Raw genomic sequence first — 22,821 nt, 5'->3', positions numbered from 1 at the left:
GGCGGGGGAGCGTACCTGACAGCGCGCCCCCCGCCGCCCGGCCCTTCGTGCCGAGCGGCAGCCGCGCCCGGTCCGGGCTCAGCCGGTGACGTCCTTGGCCCAGTTGCGGTTGACCGTCTCGCGGGCCTTCTCCCGTTGGCCCTCCGTCGGGAACGTCGGTGTGCCCTCGACCGTCGGCAGATTCTCCGCGGCGGCCTTGTCGAGGGTGCCGTCCTCCGCCATGGCGTCCATGAGGACGGGGCGCGCGTAGGCGCCGAGCCGCAGGTTCTGACCCTCCGGGCTGAAGAGGTACTCCTGCCACAGGCGGGCCGCCGCCGGGTGCGGGGCGTCCCTGTTCACCGCGCTCGCGTAGTACTCGGCGAAGCTGCCGTCGAAGGGGATGGCGGTCCGCCAGTCGACGTCCACGCCCTTCTCCCGGAACTGGTCGGCGTATCCGAGGTTGAGGAAGTCCCAGTCGATGCTGATGGGGGTCCGGCCCGTCGCGATCGTCTCCGGTGAGGACTCGATCGGGATGAAATTGCCGTTCTTGCTGAGCTCGGCGAAGAAGTCGATCCCGGGTTGGATGTTGCCGAAGGACCCTCCGTTCGCCAAGGCTGCCGCGTACACGCCGGCGAAGGCGGAGCCGGAGTTGGTGGGGTCGCCGTTGAGCGAGATCTGGCCCTTGTACTCGGGCTTGCGCAGATCCGCGAAGGTCGAGGGGCAGTTCTTCACCCGCTTGGCGTCACAGCCGATCGAGATGTAACCGCCGTAGTTGTTGGCCCAGCGGGCACGCTTGTCCTTCTGTTCCTCGGGGATCTGGTCGAACTCCGTGACCTCGTACGGAGCGAGCAGGCCCTGCCGGGCCGCCGACTGGGCGAACGAGTCCCCGACGTCGATCACGTCGGGGGCGCGGCCGTCGCGCCGGTGCTCCTTCAGCGCGTCGATCTCGTCCTGGCTGGTGCCGTCCGGGTTCTCCACACCGACCTTGATCCCGTACTTCTTCTCGAAGCCGTCGATCAGCGCGCCGTAATTGGCCCAGTCGCGCGGGAGGGCGATCGCGTTGAGCACGCCCTCCTTCTTCGCCGCCGCGGTCAGTGCCGCCATACCGCCGGCGTCCGCCGCGGAGGTGGCCTTCGCGGGGGCACTGGGCGCGGCGACAGGCTTGTCGCCGCAGGCGGCGAGGGGCGCGCCTGCGAGGGCCAGGAGGACGGCGACGAAGGCTGTCCGGAGACGGGGTGTGGGCACAAAGGCTCCATAACGGGCGAACGCGTACCGATCGAGGCCAGCGTACGTTCGCCGGCCTCGGCGGCGCAGTCCCGGACCGTGGTGTCCGCCGTCTTCCTTGCGGCTGCCGTAGCGGCGCGGTCTCACAGCCCCTCGTCGTCCCACCCGGCCAGGAGCGCCTCCCCGAGATCCATCGAGGCCGGAGTGTCCCCCGCGTCCAGCGCCTGCTCGCTCCAGATGATCTTGCCGCGGGCCGTGTACCGGGTGCCCCAGCGCTCGGCGAACTGCGCCACGAGGAACAGACCCCGGCCGCCCTCGTCGGTGTCCGCGGCCCGACGCAGGTGCGGGGAGGTGCTGGACCCGTCGGAGACCTCGCAGACCAGGTAGCGGTCGTACAGCAGCCGCACCCGGATGGGCTCGGTGCCGTAGCGGATGGCGTTGGTCATCAGCTCGCTGAGGATGAGCTCCGTGGTGAACGAGATGTCCTCCAGACCCCACTCCGCCAGTCTGCGGGCGCAGGCGTTGCGCACCGGGGACACGGCCGCCGGATCGGGCTCGACGTCCCATTCGGCGATCCGCTCCGGATCCAGCAGGCGGGTGCGGGCCACCAGCAGCGCCACGTCGTCGCTGGGTCTGGAGGGCAGCATCGCCTCGATGACCGCCGTGCACGTCTCGTCCGGGGTACGGGCGGGCCCGGACAGGGCGGCCCGCAGCGCGGCCAGACCGGCGTCCGGATCACGGTCGCGGCCCTCGATCAGCCCGTCGGTGAAGAGCGCCAGCCGGGAGCCCTCGGGCAGGGTGAGCGCCATGGTCTCCATGGGCAGACCCGCACCCAGCCCCAGCGGCGGGGAGACCGGCACCTCGGGGAAGGACACGTTTCCGTCGGGGTCGACGAGAGCGGGGCCCGGATGCCCGGCGCTGGCCGCGGTCACCTGTCCGGAGACGGGATCGTAGATGGCGCACAGGCAGGTGGCCCCGGTGATCCCCTGCCACTCCTGCTCGTCGGTGTCGATGTGGGCGACCAGCTCGTCCAGGTGGCTGAGGAGCTCGTCCGGGGGCAGGTCGAGGGTGGAGAAGTTGTACACGGCGGTCCGCAGACGGCCCATGGTGGCGGCCGCGTAGAGACCGTGACCGACGACATCGCCGACCACCAGCGCCACCCGGGTGCCCGGCAGCGGGATGACGTCGAACCAGTCACCGCCCACCCCGGCCTGGGCGGCCAGATAGCGGTGCGCGACCTCGACGGCGGACTGCTCCGGCACGCCCCGGGGCAGCAGGCTGCGCTGCAGGGTCACGGCCATGTCGTGCTCGCGGGTGTACCGGCGGGCGTTGTCGACGGACAGCGCGGCACGCGCGGTCAGCTCCTCGACGAAGGACACGTCCTCCCCGTCGAACGGCGGGGAGTCCTGCCCCCGCCAGTAGCCGACCATGCCCAGCACCACGCCCCGGGCCCGCAGGGGCACGACGATCAGCGAATGGATGCCGCGATCCAGGATCTGCGCGGCGTTGGCCTGGTGCTGGGCCCGCCAACGGTGGGAGGCCCGCAGGTCCGCCTCCAGGACCGCGCGCCCGCCGGCCAGCCCGGCGGCCATCGGGCCGGTGGGCCCGAACCGGATCACCTCGCCGACGGGTGAGAGCGGATGGTCGCCCCCCATGCCGAGGACGGCGGTGCGGCGCATCTCGGTGATCACCTCGGGCGGCTCCTCGCCGCGCAACACCGGGTCGAGCAGGTCGACCGTGACCACGTCGGCGAACCGCGGGACCGCCACCTCCGCCAGTTCCTCCGCGGTCCGCTCCACGTTCAGCGTCGTGCCGACCTGCACCCCCGCGTCGTACAGCAGCTTCAGCCGCTCGCGGGCCACCTCGGCCCGGCCGGCGAGCGCCCGCAGCTCCGTGGTGTCGCGCAGCGTGACGACCGTCCCGGCCTTCCCGAAGGGGGCGGTGGGCCGGATGTTCACCGCCAGCAGCCGATCGGCCGCCATGTGCAGCTCGTCGGTCGCGGAACGGCCCGAGGCGATCGGTTCGGCGATCCCCTCCTCCAGCCCCAGGTCCGTGACCGGCCGCCCCTCCGCGTCCGCCGGCAGGTCCAGCAGCCGCCGCGCCTCGTCGTTGGCCAGCAGCAGCCGTCCGCCGCCACCGATGATCAGGACGCCTTCCCGTACGGCGTGCAGCACCGCGTCGTGGTGCTCGTACATGCTCGTCATCTCGGCCGGACCCAGGCCGTGGGTCCGGCGCAGCAGCCGACGGCTCACCAGGGCCGTCCCGCCCGCTGACAGGGCGAGCACCCCGGCCGCGGTGCCCAGGACGACCGGCAGCTGCCCGTTCACCATGCTCTGGACGTTCTGGACCGTGACGGGGGAGGACACGACGGCGACGACCTTGCCCTCGTCGTCCTTGACCGGGACCACCGAGACCACGGACTGTCCCAGGGACCCGGCGAACGTCTCGGTGAAGGACGTACCGGCCGCCGCCTTGGAGAAGGGGCCGACGACGCGCTTGCCGATCTGCCGCAGGTCGCTGTGGGCGAGGGTGACCCCGTCGAGCGTGTACACGTTGATGCCGTCGACCCCGGCGATCTTCGCTGCCGCCTGGGCGCTCGGCTGGAGCTCCGCGCTGGGGTGGGGGCTGCGTACGGCGGCGACGATCCCCGGAGACTCCGCGAACGATCCGGCGGCGGCGAGGGTACGGTGCCGCGCGTCCAGCATCGCCGAGCTCCGGGCCTGCACCACGAGCGCCACGACCGCGGCGGCGACCAGCAGGATCACGACGGCCAGCTGGAGGAGGAACACCTCGCCGGCCACGCTGCGCACGCTCAGGAGGGAGGAAAGGCGCTGCGGCCGTCGGGCCGCCCCGCCCTTGGCGGGCGGAGTGTGTTCCTGGCGCTCCGGGCGGTGCCCTGAACGAGGAGGCCGAGCGCGAGCGGAGGAGCTCATGACAGAACCGAGCAGCCGGCGCCGGAGTGCTCCCGGAATTTGCTCATACTCCATCCTCCAACCTCTGCGGGTTGTCGGCAGCGGGGCGGGCGGCGGTCCGCACCGCGAGGGTGCGGTGCACGTGGCCGGTGGCCGTCCGTGTGCACGCGCTCGGACCGCCCGGTAACGTCGAATACGTGCGTTCCGCCCATACCGCCGCTGCGTCGCCCGGTGGCCGGCCGTCGATCGGCAGAGGAACGGGATCACATGGCAGAGCACAGGTACCGCGAAGGGATGGCGGTCGCCGGGGCCGGTCTGGCCCTCCTGGCGGCATTCGGCCCGACATCGGCGGGCGCCGCCCCACGTGACACCGACACCGGCACCCTCACGGGCCCCGCCGGGGTCGTCGCGTCACGCTTCGTGCCGGGTCCTTGCCCCACGACGCCCGAGCCGATCGAGGCGCTGGCGACCGCCCGGTGCGGATTCCTGGAGGTCCCCGAGAACCGTGACCGTCCCGACGGTCGGACCGTCCGACTGGCCGTCGCGGTCATCCCGGCCGCCTCGGCGAAGCCCGCCCAGGACCCCGTGGTGTTCATGTCGGGCGGCCCCGGTGGCGAGACCTTCGACGACATCCCGTTCCTCGTCTCCTCCGGCCTGAACCGGGACCGCGACCTGATCGTCATGGCCCAGCGCGGCAATCTCTACGACGAGCCGAACCTCGCCTGCCCGGAGCTGGACCGCTTCTACGCCACGTCCGTCGGCCTCCCCTCCTACGCACCGCGGACGGAAAAGCTCATGCTCGACGCGGTGAAGAAGTGCCGGGCCCGCCTGACGGCCGACGGAACCGACCTCGGTGCCTACAACAGCACCGAGAACGCCGCCGACTTCGCCGACCTGCGCACCGCGCTCGGCATCAAGGAGTGGAACGTCTACGGCCACTCCTACGGCAGCAACCTGGCCCTGACCTACCTGCGCCTGCACCCCCAGGGGATCCGCTCGGTGGCGTTCGACTCCATCGCCCCTCCGCAGGACGTCTCCCTGCCCTTCGCCTGGGCCGGAGCCCGGGAGGGCCTCGAAAACCTCTACAAGGCATGCGCGGCGGAGCCCGCTTGCAAGAGCCGCTACCCGGACCTCGAACGCACCCTGAACGAGCAGGTGCGCAAGCTGGAGGCCCACCCCCTGACGCTGAACGGCGAGCCGCCGCAGGGCGGAGCCCCGGTGAAGGTCGTCCTCGACGGCGGCGCACTGGTGAACCTGCTGGTGGCCAAGGCGATCCCGTTCGCCGAGGTCCCGGCGGCGATCGACGAACTCGCCCACGGCCGTCCGGAGCGCTTCGCCCGCGCCCGCGCCGCCGGCTCGGTCCCCGTCGTCGGCCAGAGCGCCCACGGTCTGACGAACTCGGTGGTGTGCAGCGAGTGGGTGCCGGACCACTCGGCGTCCGACGTGCTGAACGCGGGCCGCCGGGCCTTCCCCGACTGGCCGGACCAGGTCCTGGCCCAGGCACCTCAACTGGCCTTCCAGGACCAGGTGTGCCGCGTCTGGAACGTCCCGGACCGCACCGCCACGGTCCGGGTGGCGCCCGTCAGCTCGGTGCCGACGCTCTTCGTCAACGGCACGGGCGACATGAAGACCGGGGCGAGCTGGGCACAGAAGACCGCCCGTACGCTGCCCCGTTCGACGGCCGTGCAGGTACCCGGCATCGGTCACTGGGTGGTCCCGCAATCGCCCTGCGCCCAGAAGGTGCTGGCTTCCTTCCTCGCCCGTCCGACCGCGCCCGACACCGGATGTGTGGCGGACCTCGGATGGGAACCGTTCACGATCACCCCGAAGTGACCCGACCGGGGAGGGCCTTGGGGGAGCTGACCGGAGAAGCGAACCGTTGTAGGCTCCGAGCACTGCCCTTGACCTGCGTGAAGCAGGCAGGGAGCCGACAATCCGGGAGTTTCTCCATGCTTCGTACCATGTTCAAGTCCAAGATCCACCGGGCTACCGTCACCCAGGCCGACCTGCACTACGTCGGCTCCGTGACCGTCGACGCCGACCTGCTGGACGCGGCCGATCTGTTGCCCGGGGAGCTCGTCCACATCGTGGACATCACCAACGGCGCGCGGCTCGAGACCTACGTCATCGAGGGGGAGCGCGGGTCCGGGGTCATCGGGATCAACGGCGCCGCCGCGCACCTGGTGCACCCCGGGGACCTGGTCATCCTCATCAGCTACGCGCAGGTCGAGGACGCCGAGGCCCGCGTGCTGAAGCCCCGCGTGGTGCACGTGGACGCCGACAACCGGATCGTCGAGCTGGGTGCGGATCCCTCCGCCCCGGTGCCGAACACGGACCAGCGGCGCAGCCCGCACGCCGTGGCCGTCTGAGGGGAGTCGGGATCATGCCGATCGAGTTCCAGGACGACCGTGGGGCCGGACGACTGCTCGCCGTCGAGGACGGGGCGGTGGTCGGCCACATCGCCTACTTCGTGCTCGCCGACGCGCCCCACGCCCTGGTCGCGGTGCACACCGTCGTCGAGCAGGGGCACGAGGGCCGCGGTATCGCGGGCGGGCTGGTGAAGACCTTCTACGGGATCGCCGCGGCCGAAGGGGTGCCCGTGGTGCCGCTCTGCCCCTACGCGGCGAGCTGGGCAGCCAAACATCCCGACGAGGCGCCCGAGCCGGATGCCGAGGTCGTCCTGGCGGCCAAGGCGCAGCTCGCCGCGGCCCCCGACCGCTGGTGACCGATCTGCTCCTGCTGCACACCTCGCCCGTGCACGTCCCGGTCTTCGACGCCCTGCGCGACCGGAACCATCCGGGGGCCGTACTGCGGCATCTCGTGGCCCCGGAGCTGCTGGGCCGGGCCCGCGCCGAAGGGCCGGAGTCGGTGACTCCGGCCCTTCGGGGGCTGCTGCTCGCGCACGCGGGGCCGCCCGTGCTGGTCACCTGCTCGACCATCGGGGCGACCGCGGAGTCACTGGCCGCGGAGCTCGGTGCCCCGGTGCTTCGGGTGGACCGGCCGATGGCGGACGCCGCGGTGCGGGCGGGGGCGCGGATCGCCGTACTGGCGGCCCTGGAGTCCACCCTCGCCCCGACCGGGGAGCTGCTGGCCGAGGAGGCCGGTGACCGGCCGGTGTCGATCGTCACGCACCTGGTCACCGGGGCCTGGGAGCGCTTCGAGGCCGGGGACACCACCGGCTACCTCGCCCGGATCGCCGCCGCCGCGGATTCCGTCACCGGCGCGGACGTCATCGTGCTGGCCCAGGCCTCCATGGCCGGGGCCGCGGACCTGGTCACGCCCCCGCTTCCGGTGCTTTCCAGCCCGGCTCCGGGCCTGGCCGCGGGCCTGGCGCTGCGTTCGGCCCCGTAGAGGGTGTCGTGCAGGCATACCGGCCGCAATCGCGGGAAGGTGGCCCATATGGTGCGAGAGCGAGACGCAGAAGAGACACAGCCGCCCGTCCCGGGGCCGGACCCCTTCCCCGACCCCGAGCCCATGCCGCGGCCCGTGCCACCCGTGCCCGGGCCCGTGCCCGAGCCGGACCCCATCCCACCGCCGCCGGGGCCCGCGCCGATCCCGCAGCCCGGGCCCCTCAGCCGGCTCTAGGCGGTGCGGACCTCGGAGCGGTCGCCGCTCCAGAGGGTGTGGAACGAGCCCTCACGGTCCGTCCGCCGGTAGGTGTGCGCCCCGAAGAAGTCCCGCTGCCCCTGGGTGAGGGCCGCGGGCAGGCGCTCCGTGCGCAGGGCGTCGTAGTAGGCCAGTGAGGCCGCGAAGGCGGGCACCGGGATGCCCTGGCGCACCGCCGCCACCAGGACGGACCGCCAGCTGTCCTGGGCGGCCGCGATCTCCTCGGCGAAGTGCGCGTCCGCCAGCAGGCTCGGCAGCTCCGGCCGGGCGTCGTACGCCGCCCGGATCCGGTCCAGGAACGCCGCCCGGATGATGCAGCCACCGCGCCACAGGGAGGCCACGGCGCCCAGGTCCACGTTCCAGCCGTACTCCTCGCTGCCCGCCCGGATCTGGTGGAAGCCCTGGGTGTACGAGACGATCTTCGACGCGTACAGCGCCTGCTCCACCTGGGCGGCGAAGGCCTCCGCCGCCTCCGGCGCGAGCGCGGTCGCCGCCGGGCCCGCGAGCCCGCGCGCGGCCGACCGCAGGTCCGCGTGGCCGGAGACCGCGCGGGCGAAGACCGCCTCGGCGATCCCCGACACCGGTACCCCGAGGTCGAGGGCGATCTGCACCGTCCAGCGTCCGGTGCCCTTCTGCTCGGCGGCGTCGGCCACGACGTCGACGTACGGGCGCCCGGTCGCGGCGTCCGTGTGCGCGAGGACCTCCGCCGTGATCTCGATCAGGTACGAGTCCAGGCGCCCCCGGTTCCACGCCCGGAAGGTCTCCGCGATCTTCGCGGGGGAGTAGCCCGCGACCTCGCGCAGCAGGTGGTAGGCCTCGGCTATGAGCTGCATGTCGGCGTACTCGATGCCGTTGTGCACCATCTTGACGAAGTGTCCGGCGCCGTCGGGTCCCACGTGCGAGGTGCAGGGCGTGCCGTCGGAGGCCTTCGCGGAGATCTTCTCCAGCAGCGGTCCGAGGGAGGCGTAGGAGGTCGTCGAGCCGCCCGGCATGATGCTCGGGCCGAGCAGCGCGCCCTCCTCGCCCCCGGAGATGCCCACACCCACGAAGTGCAGGCCCTGCTCGCGCAGTTCCCGCTCGCGGCGCCGGGTGTCCTCGAAGTGCGCGTTGCCGCCGTCGATGATGACGTCGCCCTCCTCCAGGAGCGGGGCGAACTCGCGGATCACGGCATCGGTCGGCTCCCCGGCCTTCACCATGACGACGATGCGCCGGGGGCGCTCCAGCGCGTCGACGAATTCCTTCGCCGACCCGGCCGCCACGAAGGTGCCCTCGTGCCCGAACTCCTCGACCAGCGCGACGGTCCTGGCCGCCGTCCGGTTGTGGACGGCCACGGTGAATCCGTTGCGGGCGAAGTTGCGGGCGAGGTTGCTTCCCATGACAGCGAGTCCGGTGACGCCGATCTGGGCTGTGCTGGTGCTCATCGGTGCGCTCCTGCTTGCTTCGGTGTGCCTTCGGTGGGCGGGGAGCACCGAAGCTACCCCCACACGGGCCCCGTGGGATCTTTTACTCATCGAGCTACAGTCAAGTTCCCTTGGCATGCGCCCCGTTGCGCCTCTTGTCACGCTGTGATCGCGCCGTTAGGTTGTGCGGTTCCTGATGTCTTCGATGGGGGCTCCCATGGGTGTACGGGGCCGGCACCGCCGGTATCAGCCGAGCAGCATCAACCGGGCCTCACTGGCCGTCACCGCCGGTGGGGCCGGGATCGCGCTCCCGCTCATCGGGGCCGGAGTCGCCCACGCGGCCTCCGTGGACACCTGGAACAAGGTCGCGTCCTGCGAGTCGACGAACAACTGGCGCATCAACACCGGCAACGGCTACTACGGCGGCCTCCAGTTCAGCCAGAGCACCTGGCGGGCCTTCGGCGGTACCCTCTACGCCCCGCGCGCCGACCTGGCCACCAAGGACCAGCAGATCGCGGTCGCGGAGAAGGTGCTGAAGGGTCAGGGGCCCGGCGCCTGGCCCGAGTGCGGGAAGCGGGCCGGACTCTCCCGCAGCGGCCCGGCGCCCGCCGTCACCCCGCAGACGCGGGGACAGTCCCCGGTGACGCCCGCGGCCGCGGCGACGCCCGTGGCGCGGACGGCCCCGGCGCAGGCCGGCGCACCGGTGCCGACGGGAACCACCGTCCTGCCGAACCCGTACGTCGTCGCACCCGGCGACTCGCTCTCCGCGATCGCCACCGACCAGCACGTCGAGGGCGGCTGGCAGGCGCTGTACGAGACCAACCGGACCACCATCGGCGGCAACCCGAACCTGATCTTCCCGGGCCAGCGGCTCACCCTGAGGGTCACCGCGGGTCCGGCCCTACCGCCACCGCCCCGGCAGGATCCCGAGAAGCCGCCGCGGACGGCCGATCCGGTCACGCCCGGGGAGCCGGCCGCCGCGAAGCCGGCCGAGAAGCCCGCACCCGAGCCGGTCGAGAAGCCGGCCGAGAAGCCCGCACCCAAGCCGGTCGAGAAGCCGGCGCCGGAGCCCGCCTCAGCGCAGCAGAAGCCGGCCGCGGGCGGCTTCTCCGCCCCCGTCGACGCCGCCCTCGGTACCGCGTACCGCGTTTCGGGATCCTCCTGGTCCAGCGGCTACCACACGGGTGTCGACTTCCCGGTGGCGACCGGCACCACCGTCAAGTCGGTGGGACCCGGATCGGTCGTCTCCGCCGGCTGGGCCGGGGCCTACGGCTACCAGGTCGTCATCCGGCACACCGACGGCCGGTACTCCCAGTACGCCCACCTCTCCGCGCTCGGCGTCAAGGCCGGCCAGCAGGTCTCCGGAGGGCAGCGCATCGGCCGCTCCGGTTCGACCGGCAACACCACGGGACCGCACCTGCACTTCGAGATGCGCACGGGACCCGGATACGGCTCCGACATCGACCCGCTCAAGTACCTCCGAGGCCACGGGGTCCGCATCTGACCCGCGCACGTGCGAGGGCACGACGGTGAGCAGGATCAGGCCGGCCGCGGCGAGCGTCGCGCTGGCCACCGCCGCCGTCGCGCCCGCGGCCCCGTACCGGAAGCCCTCGCCGAACAGCGTGATGCCGACCGTCGCCGCCACCACCGGGTTGATCACCGTCACCGTCGCCAGCGGCGCGGTCAGCCCGGCCCCCCGATAGGCCGCCTGCGACAGCAGCAGCCCGCCCGCCGCCAGGACCGCGATCGCCGCCAGGTCGGGCCACAGGCCCGACAGCGCGCCCGGCCCGAAGTCCTCGGCCACCGACTTGGTGAACACCGACGCCATGCCGAAGGCCGTACCGGCGGCCGCGGCCAGCAGCACACTGTGCAGCACCGCGCGGTGCATCCGGTGCGCCGCCAGGAACAGCGCCAGCACCAGCGCCCCGGTCACGATCAGCAGCAGGCGCCGCTCGTCCTGCGCGAGCGACTGCTCGGCCCGCCCGTTCCCGCCGGTCAGCGCCAGCAGTCCGGCCAGGCCGACCGTGGCCAGCACCGCCCCGCGCCAGGCGGCCGCGCCCGCCCGGCGCCGTACGAAGACGGCCGCCATCGGCAGGGCGAAGACGATGGTCAGGGCGCCCAGCGGTTGGACCAGGCTCAGCGGCCCGTACGCGAGGGCCACCACGTGCAGCAGCGCACCGAGGCCGTTCAACCCCACCGCCACCCACCAGCCACCCCGGCGCAGCGGGGCGTATCGACTGTCCGGCGTGGTCGCCGCGACCCGTTCCTGGACGATCGCGCCACCCGCGTACGCCAAGGCGGACACGAGGCAGAGCAGGACCGATAGCGCCAGTGCACTCATAAGCTCCACAATGCCCGACCCACCTGCGCTATTCCTCCGCCCACAGGTGGTGATCAGTCATACCCCCGGCGTAGTACGGGAGTACGCAGCGTGGCCCCTCGGGCAGCGGAAGGCGACCTCCGTCGGTGCCCCGACGCGGGCGAACCACCGCGCACGGTGACGCCGCGCTTGCGATGCGTGAGGGTGACGGGAACGGGTTTGGTCCCGGGCGCGTGGCATCCGTACAGTTGCCCTTTTGAGGACTTCCGCAGCAGGCGGATGCGGACGAGTGATCAAGGAACGGCAGCGGCGATGACGGTGACCGAAGACAGCCACGACCACGGACACGCCTTCGGGCCCGGGATCGACCCCGACCGGCTGGCCCTTTGCCTCAGCGTGCTCGACGAGCTGGACAAGCTCGATGTCGACCACCCCGACGCCATCACCGTACGCCGCGCCACCGCCGGCCTCTACCGCACGGTCAAGCAGCGCCGTCGCCAGGAGCGCCGCGCCGCCAAGACCGCCAACGACAAGGCCGTCACCGAGGCCACCGCCACCGGCTCCGCCGAGCGCATCGACGACGAGACCGAGGGCATCCTGCCCTCCTCGGTCACGGAGGCCGGCCGGATCGCCGGGATACTCCAGCGCCCGCGCTCCTGCTACGTCTGCAAGACGCGCTACGTCGAGGTCGACTACTTCTACCACCAGCTCTGCCCGCCCTGCGCCGCCGAGAACCGGGCCCGGCGCGAGGCCCGCGCCGACCTGACCGGCAAGCGCGCGCTGCTCACCGGCGGCCGCGCCAAGATCGGCATGTACATCGCGCTGCGGCTGCTGCGCGACGGCGCCCACACCACGATCACCACGCGCTTCCCCAAGGACGCCATCCGTCGCTTCAAGGCGATGGAGGACTCCGCGGACTGGATGCACCGCCTGGAGGTCGTCGGCATCGACCTGCGCGACCCGGCCCAGTCCGTGGCCCTCGCCGAGCAGGTGTCGGCCGCCGGGCCGCTCGACATCCTGATCAACAACGCCACGCAGACCGTGCGCCGGCTCCCCAGCGCCTACGCGGCGCTGGTCGAGGGAGAGGGCGCCCCGCTGCCCGCCGGTGAGCTCCCCGCCCACCACGTCATCGGCGCCTTCAACTCCGGCGCGGTCGACGGCCTGGCGGCGCTGCCCGTCGGCGTGAGCGGCCTGGAGGCGCAGAAGGTCGCCGACCTCGCGCTGGTCGCGGGCAACGCCAGCCTGGAGCGGCACCTCGCCGGCACCGCCATCGACGCCGGCGGCCTGCTGCCCGACGTCGTCGAGAGCAACACCTGGGTGCAGACCATCGACCAGATCTCCCCGGTGGAGCTGCTCGAGACCCAGCTGTGCAACTACACCTCGCCGTTCATCCTGATCAGCGCGCTTCGGCCGGCCATGGCCGAGGCCGCCCGCAAGGCGGCGGGCGGCCGCGCGTACATCGTCAACGTCTCCGCGATGGAAGGCGTCTTCAGCCGCGGCTACAAGGGCGCGGGGCACCCGAACACCAATGCCGCCAAGGCCGCGATGAACATGGTGACGCGGACCAGCGGCCAGGAGATGTTCCAGACCGACCGCATCCTCATGACCTCGGTCGACACGGGCTGGATCACCGACGAGCGCCCGCACTTCGACAAGCTGCGCCTGGCCGAGGAGGGCTTCCACGCCCCGCTCGACCTGGTCGACGGCGCAGCCAGGGTCTACGACCCGATCGTCCGCGGCGAGGCCGGCGAGGACCTGTTCGGCGTCTTCCTCAAGGACTACGCCCCCGCGAACTGGTAACCACCCCGGAGCCCGGCTCCTACCAGGCCCGGTACGGCCCGCTCGACCCCCTCGGTGAACCGAGGGGGTCGCGTGCGTTCCCGGGGGACCCGGCCCGGCGGGTACCGGCCGCGACCAGTTCCAGGAGCGGCTGCCAGTCCTCCAGTACGCCCGCGTCCGGGCCGGCCGCCCCGGCCGAGTCCCGGGCCTGGCACAAGGTGGCCACCGCCTCGGCGTCGTCGCCGGAGCGGGGTCCGGCGTACGCGTCGGTGGGCCGGTGCTGCGCCTGCAGCCGTACCAGCCGGGCCACCCGCTCGCCCAGCAACGGGCGGATCGACTCCGCCGCCACTCCGACCGTAACCGCTCCGTCACTCAGACGGAGCAAACTTCCGAGGCAGTGCACCAAGCCCGCGATCTGCAGTTCCTTGTCGAAGGGGTGTGAGCGGCGCAGCAGGGCCGCGGTGCGCAGACCCCGGTCGCCGGGGTCGGCGCGCAACAGCTCCATCAGCTCCAGCACGCTTGTGACGTAAGGGACTTGAGCCTCGGGCACTTCGGACCTCGCCACCGCCGACCCCCTCCGTCACACCCCGCGCGTCCGGGGTCGAGCAGATCACCCGCCACGTACCCGTAGGCCTACGACTTGCTGAACCAGGAGCGAAAGTAAGAGGGCGCAGCGGATTTTGCCTTCCTATCGAGCGGAGGTCCGCTCATATGTGTACTCTGGGGCATCAAGACGGCCCCCATCCGGGCCGCGCTCCACTAAGGCGCCACCGCGTCCGGAAACCTTTCATCCCTTGCCCGGCGCGCGGTCCGCTTGCCGGGTTGCGCGACACGAAGGAGTGCGCGGTGACTGAGAAGACGAAGCCCGAACCGAAGGCGATGGAGCGGACGGGAACGCGGGCGAAGCCCCGGACCGACGAACTCGGAAGCCTTGAGGTCTGGGCCCGATCCGCCCCGATCCGGCTGGCCGGATACGAGGACGACCTGGCCGAGGCGCACATCCTGCCCGGTATCGACTAGTCCGCACAGCGGTGCCAAGCGCCCCCTCGTGCCCACGAGCACCGGGGGCGCTGCCCTGCCCGGACGAAGGCCACCGCGGCCGGCCCCGGTGAGGTTCCCGGCCCGGCTACGCCCTGAGCGTCATCGCCGAGGGCGATCACCGCTTCCACCGCCCCGCCCGCCCCGGCAGGCTGGCGCACATGAAGCTGCTGATGCTGGGTGGTACCGAATTCGTCGGACGCGCGATCACCGAGGACGCCCTGACCCGGGGCTGGGAGGTGACCGTCTTCCACCGCGGACACCACACGCCCCCGCCGGGCACCTCCGCCCTCCACGGGGACCGCACCGCCCCGGGTGGGCTGGCGGCCCTCGACACGGGGGAGTGGGACCTGGTCGTCGACACCTGGGGCGGCGCCCCCACGGCCGTGCGCGACAGCGGCGCCCTGCTGCGCGACCGGGTCGCACGGTACGCGTACGTCTCCAGCCGCTCGGTGTACGCCTACCCCGCCCCGGCCGGCCTCGCCGAGGACGGAACCCTGGTCGACGGCTCGCCGGACGCCGGGTCGACCGACTACGCCGAGGACAAGCGGGGCGGCGAACTCGCCGCGCTCGACGCCTTCGGGGACCGCGCCCTGCTCGCACGCGCCGGGCTGATCCTCGGCCCCTACGAGAACGTCGGCCGGCTGCCGTGGTGGCTGAACCGCACCGCCCGCGGCGGTCCGGTGCTCGCCCCGGGACCGCGTGAACTCCCGATCCAGTACATCGACGTACGCGACCTCGCCCGCTGGACCCTGGACGCGGCCGAGGCGGGGCGCGCGGGCGCCTACAACCTGGTCTCCCCGTCCGGACACGCCACGATGGGAACGCTCCTCGAAGCCTGCGCCGCCGCCACGGGGGGCGGCGCGGAGCTGCGCTGGACCGACTCGGACCGGCTCCTGGCGGCGGGCGTGGAGCCCTGGACCGAGCTGCCCGTCTGGGTTCCCGAGGGAGAGGCCTACGACCACACGCACCGCGGGGACGTCTCCAAGGCGCTGGCCGCCGGCCTGACGTGCCGGCCGGTCGAGGAGACCGTGGCCGACACCTGGAGCTGGCTGCGTAGCCTCGGCGGGGTCGCCCCGCAGCGTCCCGACGTACCGGCCAAGGGCATCTCCGCGCAGCGGGAGGCCGCGCTACTCGGGCTCTGAGCGGTGCGCGTCCGCGAGGCGGGTCGGCGGGAGGTACTCGCGCACGAGCGTGCGGTGCCACCACGCCCCCGTCTCGCGCCGCTCCCGCCAGGTGGTGAACCGGTAGCGGTACAGCAGGGCGCGGACATGCACGGGCGGGGCGTCCGGGAAGGGGTTGGCGCGCAGCAGCCGCAGCGTGTCCCGGTCACCCGCCAGCAGCCGTTCCACGAACGGCCCGAACCAGTCACGCGCGTAGTCGGGGGAGATCGCGGCGAACCACATCAGCCAGTCCAGCCGCAGGTGGTAGGGGGCGAACTGGCGCGGGATCCGGTTCGGTTCGCCCGGCTTGCCCTTGAAGCCGTACTCGCGCCAGTCCCCGTCCGCGCGCGGCACCCGGTCCGCGGTGCCCTCCACCGCCACCTCCATCCGGACCCGGCCGACCGAGCCGAAGGCCCCGTAGGTGTTGACCAGGTGCAGCGCGTCGAAGGAGCGGTTCATGACCTGGCGGCGCGAGACCATGTTGAGCACCGGGTGCCGGCTGAGGAACAGGACGAGGGCGGTCACCGCGCACACCAGCACCACGAACCACATCGGTCCCGTACGCGAGGCGGCCGCCGGTGGCGCGCCCACGAGGCCGGTGAAGTCCACGGCCGACACGGCCAGGGTGATCGTCAGCCAGTTCAGCCAGGCGAAATTGCCCGAGAGCACCAGCCACAGCTGCGTGGCGATGACGATCCCGGCGGCGTACGAGGCCACCGGCTGCGGGGTGAACAGCAGCACGGGGACGATCAGTTGGGTCACGTGGTTGGCCGCGCACTCCACCCGGTGCAGGGGTTTCGGCAGATGGTGGAAGAACCAGCTCAGCGGCCCGGCCATCGGCTGCGTCTCGTGGTGGAAGTACAGGCAGGTCAGCTTGCGCCAGCAGGGGTCGCCGCGCATCTTGATCAGCCCGGCCCCGAATTCCACGCGGAAGAGGACCCAGCGCAGCAGCCACAGCACCAGCACGGGCGGACCGGCGCGCGCGTTGCCGAGGAAGACGGCGAGGAAGCCCACCTCCAGCAGCAGTGACTCCCAGCCGAAGGAGTACCAGGTCTGCCCCACGTTCACGATCGAGAGGTAGAGCAGCCACAGCACGGCCCACATCGCCATGGCCGCGGCCAGGGGCACCTCGTCGCCGGCGCCGGCGGCCAGCGCCGCGGCGAGCGCCGCGCCGACCCAGGCGCATCCGGCGAAGAGCCGGTCGGAGTAGCGCAGTTGGAACAGGCTCGGGGCGCGCCGGAAGGGCACGTACCGTACGTAGCGCGGTACGGGCGTCATGCCGTGCGCCCCGATCAGGGCCCGGAACTGCAGGGCGGCCCCGAGGAAGGCGACGAGGTAGACCCCGGCCAGGGCCCGCTGGAAGACCAGCCGGGCGAGCCAGTACCCGGGCGCCGTGAACCAGTCCATCGCCTCCAGTATCGGACCGGTCAGCCGGTGGCGGCCAGCTTGCGCAGGTGGTGACCGAGCAGACGGGCGTAGCTGAGCTGGAGGAAGGGGATGACCGGTCCGGCGAGGCGGGTGTACCAGGTGTTCGGGCGGCTGAAGGCGGTGACCGTGAACCACACCGTGCCGTCCGGGTCCATGTCCACGACGAAGGACTCCTCGCCGCACTCCGGGTGCCCGGCCAGGGTTCCGTAGGCGAACCCGATACGGGCGGGCTCGTACGCGGTCCAGATCACCTCGCAGGGGGCCTCGATCCGCAGCGGCCCGAGGCCGATGCCCACGATCACCCGGCTGCCGGGCCGGACCGCGCCGTCGTCGGCCCGTACCCGCATGCCCGAGGTCCGGTGGGCGTGGAAGGTGGTGACCGCGGTTCCGGCGGCCTCGAAGACGGCCCGGCCGTGTCCGAGTCGGGTGCGGTGGTTCAGGTGGTTGTAGCCGGCGGGCAGCGGCCGGTGGGCCGTCGAGCCCCGGTCGGGGTAGTTGACGGTGTCCCGGCCGGCGCTGATGAGGCGGGTCATGACGAGATCTCCACTCGGTCGGAGGGCGTACGTGGTGCGGGCGCGGGGCGGTCGCCGGGCCGGCGGTCCGGACGGTCCGCCGTGCGGGCCTCGGCGGTACGGGCCTCGGCGGTGCGGGTATCAGCGGTGTCGGCCTCGGCGGTGTCGGCCTCGACGGTGCGGGCCCCGGCGGTCAGTCGGCGCCAGGCGAGCACCGAGCACAGGGCGAACCCGAGGGCGTTGCCGAGGCCGTGGGTGGCGGCCATCCAGGTCAGGGTGGGGTGCGGGATCCCGGTGGCCTCGCCGGCCGCCCACCACAGGGCGAGCAGCATGGTGGCCACGAGCACGGCCGCCGAGGTGGCGAGCAGGGTCCGCGTGGTCCGGTCCGGGCCGGCGGGGCGGATCTCCCGCCAGGTCAGCAGGGCCACGGCCCACATTCCGCCGGTCAGGACCACCGCGCCGAGCAGCTCGGCCCAGTCGTCGACGAAGTAGCCGAGCAGCACGAGCAGGGTGCCGGCGGGGACGCTGCAGGCGGCCCAGCAGGCGAGGCCGCCGGTCCCGGCGCGGCCGCCCACGGCCCGGCACACCAGCCCGGCGACCAGGGCCGCGGTGAACCCGGCGAAGTGGAAGTGGGGCACGGTCAGGGCCAGGATGTCGAGGTCGAAGCCGAAGAGCCGGTGTCCGGCACGCTCGCAGACCAGGGCGGTGGCGGCGATCGACGGCGAGACCAGCGCGGTGGCGACGGCGATCTCGGGCGGGGTGAGGGAGCGGGCGCGCAGCAGCCGGATCGGGGCCCGGGCGGCGAGCGCGAGGCAGGCCGCCGCGTACAGCGCGGCGAGCGCGGTGGCGGGCAGGCCGCGGGGCAGCCACAGGCACAGCGCGCCGGGTGCCGCCGCGAGCGGCCAGAGGCGGGCCGTGCGCAGGAGGTGGACCGGGTCGATGAGCCGCAGGCCGGCCGGGACGACGTAGAGCATGCCCAGGGTGACGATCACGTTCACCAATGCCGTCACCCTGGACTCCCCCCAACGCTGCGGTCAACGCCTTGAACGCGTTCAACTCGCAGGGGTGAGCCTACGGCGTTCCTTGAACATGTTCAAGGAGTGCTCCGGTTGCGACTCCCGCGCGGATGCGGCAGACAAGAGGGAGCAATCGGGGCGAAAAGGGAGATTCAAGTGAACGGATCGTCACTTCCGACACCGCGTCAGGCGTCGCGTCGTCATGCACCCGCCGGAGCCGCCCTCTTCGCCCTCCTCGGCCTGCTCGCCGCGGCGTGCGGCAGCGCGGAGGAGCCGAAGGGCGCACCCGGGGCCGAGAGCCAGGAGGTCTACCTTCAGCCCGTGGCCTCCGCCGGCCCCGACCCCTTCACCGCCTCCACGGCCACCGCCGAGTCCGCCCCCGTTCAGCCCCCGCTGCCCAACGCGACCGGCCAGGGCATCCGCACCGTCAACGCGGCCACTCCCGGCCTGTACGGAGGTACCCAGCGGCTCGGCAGCTGCGACGTGGAACAGCAGGTCGCCTTCCTGACCGCGGACAAGGACAAGTCCCGCGCCTTCGCCGAGGCCTCGAACATCGAAGAGCAGAAGATCCCCGACTTCCTGCGGGGCCTGACGCCCGTCGTCCTGCGCGCCGACACCCGGGTCACCAACCACGCCTTCCGCGACGGCGCCGCCGACAGCTTCCAGTCCGTCCTCCAGGCCGGCACCGCCGTCCTCGTGGACGAGCACGGCATGCCCCGGGTCCGTTGCGGCTGCGGAAACCCGCTGGCCTCCCCGCGCACCGCCAAGGGGTCCCCGCAGCACAAGGGCGACCCGTGGAGCGGCTACCAGGCCAACCAGGTCGTCGTCATCGAACCCACCGCCCACGTGATCAACAGTCTGGTGATCGTCAACATCGCCGACAACACCTGGATCGAACGCAAGCGCGGTGACGACGGAGCGCAGGACCGGCCCCCGAAGGCGCTGCCCCCGTACGACCCGTCCGCCGGTATCCCGGACGGGCCCGTCACCCCGCCCGGGGCCGCGTCCGGCGACCCCTGCCCGCCGAACCAGGCCGCACCGGCCGCACCGGTCGCACCGTCCTCGCCGAACGCCCCGGCGGCGCCGACGCCCGGGGCGACGGACTGCGCGCAGGACCCGCAGGCCTCGCAGGACTCGCCCGGCGGGAACCGGCCCCGGAACCCGGGCACACAGTCGAACCCGTCCACCAGGCCGCGGCAGCCGCAACTGCCGCAGCGGCCGCCGTCCGCCGATCCCTGGGACGGCACGACCGACATGCCGCAGGCCCCCGGCGAGCAGGCGATTCCCCTGGATCCCGACGGATCGGCCGCGCTGCCCGGCGACCCCCTGACCCCGTACGACCCGAACAGCCCGTCCGACCCCGACAGCCCGTCCGACCCCAACGCTCCTTACGACCCGAACGCGAGCGATTCCCGGACGGTCCCGGACCCGGCCGCGCAGCCGCAGACCTCGGACGGGGGCTATCCGCTGGAGAGCGCCTGACCGGCCCGTGTGTCATGGTGGATCGGTGCCGACCACCGTATCGCTGCCGGACGACTGGCCCGCACACCCGGACCGGTCGCTCTCGCTGAACCGCATGGGCAGTTTCGACTGGGACCTGGTCACCGGTCTCATGCACATGGACGAAGCCGCCCTCGACGTCTTCGACACGACTCCCGACGAGTACGACGGCCGGCCGGAGTCGCTCGACCCGCGCGTGCCCACCACCGAGGCGGCCCGGCTGGACGCCCTCGTCTCCTCCGCCCTCAAGAGCGGCGAGGACAGCTACGGAGCCTACTTCCGTATCCGCTGCCACGACGGGCGGCTGCGCTGGACCCACACCCAGGGCCGCGTCATGCGCAACCAGGACGGCCGCGCGTACCGGATCATCGGCATCGTCCGGGACGCCACCGACGAGCTCAGCCACTCGGCGGAGCGGCTCGGCCTGGACGAGGAGCGGCGCCGCCAGACCTCGGTGGTCGAGTCCACCACCGCCGCCCTCGCGCACGCCCGAACCGTGCGGGACGTCATCGACGTCATCGGCGACGCGCACGGACTGGAACGGCTCGGCTCGATGGGCATGGTGATGGGCCTCGTCGAAGCCGGCCGGATCCACCTGGTCGCCGAGGGGCCGGAGGACAGCTTCGTCCCCGGTACCCGCTACACCCGTATCGACGAGCAGTACCCGATGAGCGAGGTCGTCCGCTCGCTGGAGCCGCGCTTCCTCGACTCGGCGCAGGAGTTCGCCCGGGACTACCCCGGGCTTTGGGCGAGGATCTCGTACATGCGGATCTCGGCCGCCGCGTACCTGCCGCTCATCGCCCAGGCCCGGCCGATCGGCGCGATCGGACTGCTCTACCAGGACAAGGACGGCTTCACCCAGGAGGAGCGCAACCTCCTCGTCGCCCTCGGCAGCAGCATCGCGCAGAGCCTCCAGCGGGCCATGCTGCTGGAGCAGGAGCACGACCTGGCCGAGGGCCTCCAGCAGGCCATGCTGCCGCGGCGGATCCCCTCGGTGGCCGGTGGGGAGATCGCCGTACGCTACCGCTCCGCCCGGATGGGCCAGGACATCGGCGGCGACTGGTACGACGTCATCCCGCTGCCGGGCGGCCGGGTCGGCGCCGTCATCGGCGACGTCCAGGGCCACGACACGCACGCGGCGGCCGTCATGGGCCAACTGCGGATCGTGCTGCGCGCCTACGCCGCCGAGGGTCACTCGCCGGGCACCGTCATGGCCCGCGCCTCCGTCTTCCTGCACGAGTTGGACACCGACCGGTTCGCGACCTGCACGTACGTGGAGGCCGACCTCGCGACGGGCGTCCTCCAGGTGGTCCGGGCGGGCCACATCGACCCCCTGCTGCGCACCCGCGACGGGGACTGCCACCGGCTCCCGGTGGCGGGCGGGATGCCGCTCGGCCTCTCGGCGGAGTTCGGCCGCCTGGAGTACCCGGTGACCACGGTGGAGCTGGACCCAGGAGAAACGATCCTGCTGTGCACCGACGGCCTCGTGGAACAACCGGGCGCCGACCTCGACGACGGAATCCAGCTCCTGACCTCCCACATCCGCCGCGGGCCGGCGGACCTGCCGCTCCTGGCGGACCTGCTGTGCGAGATCGTCGACGAACGGGGCGGGGACGACGACATGGCGCTGCTCCTGCTGCGCCGCAACGTGGTGGCCGCCCAGGAAGGCGGCGGCCGCCTCCAGCAACACGTGGCACCGGGCGACCCGGAGGCCCTGGTGGCCGCCCGGCACATGATCGGGGCGGCGGTACGGGCCTGGGGCGCGCGGGAACGCGCCGACGAGATCGAACTGGTCGCGGACGAGCTGATCGTGAACGCCCTGATGCACACGGACGGCCCGGCGATCGTGACCCTACGGGTCCTGGCGGGCCCCCAGCGCCGCCTACGGGTGGAGGTCGAGGACCGCTCCAGCGCACTGCCGCGCCGTCGCGAGGCGGGGGAGTCGGGCGTCTCGGGGCGGGGCCTGATGCTGGTGGACCGCCTGGCGGACGTCTGGGGCGTGGAGCCGCGGGGCGGCGGCAAATGCGTGTGGTGCGAGTTCGTGATGGGCTGATCCACCCGGCCCGGGCCCCCGGCCCCGCCGCGCCCCCGCCGCGCCCCGTCCCGTCCCGCCCGGCCTCGCCCGGCCCGTTGTCGGTGGCCTCCGGCAGGATCACCGCCATGTACGAACCCACCCGTGCCATCACCGAGTACTGGGACGCCGCCGCGGCCGCGTTCGACGACGAGCCGGACCACGGCCTACGCCAGGAGCACACCCGTGCCGCGTGGTCCCGGCTGCTGAGATCCTGGCTGCCCGACGGGCCCGCGGACGTCCTCGACGTCCTGGACGTCGGCTGCGGCACCGGCTCGCTGTCCCTGCTGCTGGCCGAGGCCGGGCATCGGGTCACCGGGGTGGACCTCGCGCCCCGGATGGTGGAGCGGGCCGAGGCGAAACTCGCGGCCGCGGGCCTGGCGGGACGGGGACGGTTCCTCGTCGGCGACGCCGCGGATCCGCCGACCGGGCAGGAGCGGTACGACGTCCTGCTCTGCCGCCACCTGGTGTGGACCCTGCCCGATCCAGGGGCCGCGCTCCGCGCCTGGGTCGCGCGGCTCGCTCCGGGAGGACGGCTGGTTCTCGTCGAGGGGCGGTGGCGGGAAGCCGGCGAGAGCGGCGCCCCCTATGTCGCCGGAGCCGAAGCGCTCCCCTGGTGCGGCGGGATCACCGCCGAGGACCTGGCCGCGGCCGTCCGGCCCCTGGTGACCGACCTACGTGTCGAACCGCTCGGCGGCGAAGCCGAGTTGTGGGGCGGGCCCGTCACCGACGAGCGCTACGCGCTGATCGCCCGGACCTGACCCGGGCGCCGGGAACGGTCGGCGTGAACGGGCCCGCGGGGCCGGCGGGGTCAGTGGGGCCGGTGGGGCCCGTGGGACCGGCCCCCCGGTCACCGGCCCGGGAAAGTCCGTT

18 protein-coding genes and 1 pseudogene are annotated in these 22,821 nt (G+C 73.0%); 11 read left to right on the top strand and 8 right to left on the bottom strand.

Translation table 11 applies throughout. The features are described 5' to 3' along the window. Positions 1-78: 78 nt before the first annotated feature. The gene (locus tag ACWG52_RS05365) at positions 79-1,224 is read right to left on the bottom strand and encodes an ABC transporter substrate-binding protein (RefSeq protein WP_389810234.1); all 1,146 of its coding nucleotides are present in this window, start codon (positions 1,222-1,224) and stop codon (positions 79-81) included. A gap of 122 nt (positions 1,225-1,346) precedes the next feature. Further along, positions 1,347-4,136 carry a SpoIIE family protein phosphatase gene (locus ACWG52_RS05360; RefSeq protein WP_389810232.1) on the bottom strand — a complete coding sequence of 930 codons (2,790 nt, stop codon included), beginning with the start codon at positions 4,134-4,136 and terminating at the stop codon, positions 1,347-1,349. A gap of 246 nt (positions 4,137-4,382) precedes the next feature. On the opposite strand from ACWG52_RS05360, the gene ACWG52_RS05355 reads away from it, so the two are divergent. The 4 genes from ACWG52_RS05355 to ACWG52_RS05340 all read left to right on the top strand — a co-directional run bounded on the left by ACWG52_RS05355 (position 4,383) and on the right by ACWG52_RS05340 (position 7,466). Further along, entirely contained in the window at positions 4,383-5,948 is a 1,566-nt protein-coding gene (locus ACWG52_RS05355) for an alpha/beta fold hydrolase (protein ID WP_453127981.1), read from the top strand. A 116-nt stretch (positions 5,949-6,064) separates the two neighbouring features. Then, positions 6,065-6,484, top strand: a complete 420-nt coding sequence (gene panD / locus ACWG52_RS05350) for an aspartate 1-decarboxylase (RefSeq protein ID WP_161288140.1) — start codon at positions 6,065-6,067, stop codon at positions 6,482-6,484. 14 nt (positions 6,485-6,498) lie between these two features. Beyond that, positions 6,499-6,840: a GNAT family N-acetyltransferase gene (locus ACWG52_RS05345; RefSeq protein WP_390136650.1), complete on the top strand. Its 342-nt coding sequence runs from the start codon at positions 6,499-6,501 to the stop codon at positions 6,838-6,840. Next, positions 6,837-7,466 (top strand): aspartate/glutamate racemase family protein, encoded by a 630-nt coding sequence (locus ACWG52_RS05340; protein WP_453127979.1) that lies wholly within the window; start codon positions 6,837-6,839, stop codon positions 7,464-7,466. The genes ACWG52_RS05345 and ACWG52_RS05340 overlap by 4 nt, the downstream gene beginning before the upstream one ends. A 230-nt stretch (positions 7,467-7,696) precedes the next feature. Here ACWG52_RS05340 and gndA read toward each other — a convergent pair whose 3' ends face one another. After that, a complete protein-coding gene (gene gndA / locus ACWG52_RS05335; protein ID WP_389810219.1) occupies positions 7,697-9,142 on the bottom strand; it encodes an NADP-dependent phosphogluconate dehydrogenase in 1,446 nt (481 codons plus the stop codon). A 196-nt stretch (positions 9,143-9,338) separates the two neighbouring features. On the opposite strand from gndA, the gene ACWG52_RS05330 reads away from it, so the two are divergent. Then, on the top strand, positions 9,339-10,625 hold the full coding sequence (locus ACWG52_RS05330) for a transglycosylase family protein (protein WP_389810216.1): 1,287 nt from the start codon (positions 9,339-9,341) through the stop codon (positions 10,623-10,625). Positions 10,626-10,730: 105 nt separating this feature from the next. Here ACWG52_RS05330 and ACWG52_RS05325 read toward each other — a convergent pair. Beyond that, a pseudogene (locus tag ACWG52_RS05325) lies at positions 10,731-11,462 on the bottom strand (DMT family transporter); the annotation flags it as partial. A gap of 291 nt (positions 11,463-11,753) precedes the next feature. Here ACWG52_RS05325 and ACWG52_RS05320 point away from each other — a divergent pair. Further along, entirely contained in the window at positions 11,754-13,241 is a 1,488-nt protein-coding gene (locus ACWG52_RS05320) for an SDR family NAD(P)-dependent oxidoreductase (protein ID WP_389810213.1), read from the top strand. Positions 13,242-13,260: 19 nt separating this feature from the next. Here ACWG52_RS05320 and ACWG52_RS05315 read toward each other — a convergent pair whose 3' ends face one another. Then, positions 13,261-13,737 carry a hypothetical protein gene (locus ACWG52_RS05315; RefSeq protein ID WP_389810210.1) on the bottom strand — a complete coding sequence of 159 codons (477 nt, stop codon included), beginning with the start codon at positions 13,735-13,737 and terminating at the stop codon, positions 13,261-13,263. A 329-nt stretch (positions 13,738-14,066) separates the two neighbouring features. On the opposite strand from ACWG52_RS05315, the gene ACWG52_RS05310 reads away from it, so the two are divergent. Both ACWG52_RS05310 and ACWG52_RS05305 read left to right on the top strand, forming a co-directional pair. Next, a complete protein-coding gene (locus ACWG52_RS05310) occupies positions 14,067-14,240 on the top strand; it encodes a hypothetical protein (RefSeq protein WP_158711909.1) in 174 nt (57 codons plus the stop codon). Between the two features lie 179 nt (positions 14,241-14,419). Beyond that, entirely contained in the window at positions 14,420-15,403 is a 984-nt protein-coding gene (locus ACWG52_RS05305) for an NAD-dependent epimerase/dehydratase family protein (RefSeq protein ID WP_390136644.1), read from the top strand. Here ACWG52_RS05305 and ACWG52_RS05300 read toward each other — a convergent pair. The 3 genes from ACWG52_RS05300 to ACWG52_RS05290 are packed head-to-tail and all read right to left on the bottom strand — an operon-like array spanning position 15,389 to position 18,371. Continuing rightward, entirely contained in the window at positions 15,389-16,828 is a 1,440-nt protein-coding gene (locus tag ACWG52_RS05300; RefSeq protein ID WP_389810204.1) for a lipase maturation factor family protein, read from the bottom strand. The genes ACWG52_RS05305 and ACWG52_RS05300 overlap by 15 nt on opposite strands. 20 nt (positions 16,829-16,848) lie before the next feature. Further along, a complete protein-coding gene (locus ACWG52_RS05295; protein ID WP_390167665.1) occupies positions 16,849-17,382 on the bottom strand; it encodes a DUF1990 family protein in 534 nt (177 codons plus the stop codon). Then, positions 17,379-18,371, bottom strand: coding sequence for a YndJ family protein (locus tag ACWG52_RS05290; RefSeq protein WP_389810198.1), 993 nt, complete (start codon positions 18,369-18,371; stop codon positions 17,379-17,381). Before ACWG52_RS05290 ends, ACWG52_RS05295 begins: the two co-directional genes overlap by 4 nt. A 162-nt stretch (positions 18,372-18,533) precedes the next feature. Between ACWG52_RS05290 and ACWG52_RS05285 the strand changes: the two genes are divergently transcribed. The 3 genes from ACWG52_RS05285 (at position 18,534) to ACWG52_RS05275 (ending at position 22,709) form a co-directional block, all read left to right on the top strand. Further along, complete coding sequence (locus ACWG52_RS05285) at positions 18,534-19,859, top strand: DUF6777 domain-containing protein (protein ID WP_389810195.1); 1,326 nt, start codon at positions 18,534-18,536, stop codon at positions 19,857-19,859. A gap of 7 nt (positions 19,860-19,866) precedes the next feature. Continuing rightward, the gene (locus ACWG52_RS05280) at positions 19,867-21,930 is read left to right on the top strand and encodes a SpoIIE family protein phosphatase (protein ID WP_389810193.1); all 2,064 of its coding nucleotides are present in this window, start codon (positions 19,867-19,869) and stop codon (positions 21,928-21,930) included. 107 nt (positions 21,931-22,037) lie between these two features. Beyond that, on the top strand, positions 22,038-22,709 hold the full coding sequence (locus ACWG52_RS05275; protein WP_389810191.1) for a class I SAM-dependent methyltransferase: 672 nt from the start codon (positions 22,038-22,040) through the stop codon (positions 22,707-22,709). The last annotated feature ends 112 nt before the right edge of the window (positions 22,710-22,821 follow it).

It is taken from the genome of Streptomyces sp. CLCI03 (assembly GCF_053615355.1).
Note: the sequence above shows the minus strand (reverse complement) of the source record. Positions and strands in the feature narration are given on the sequence as shown.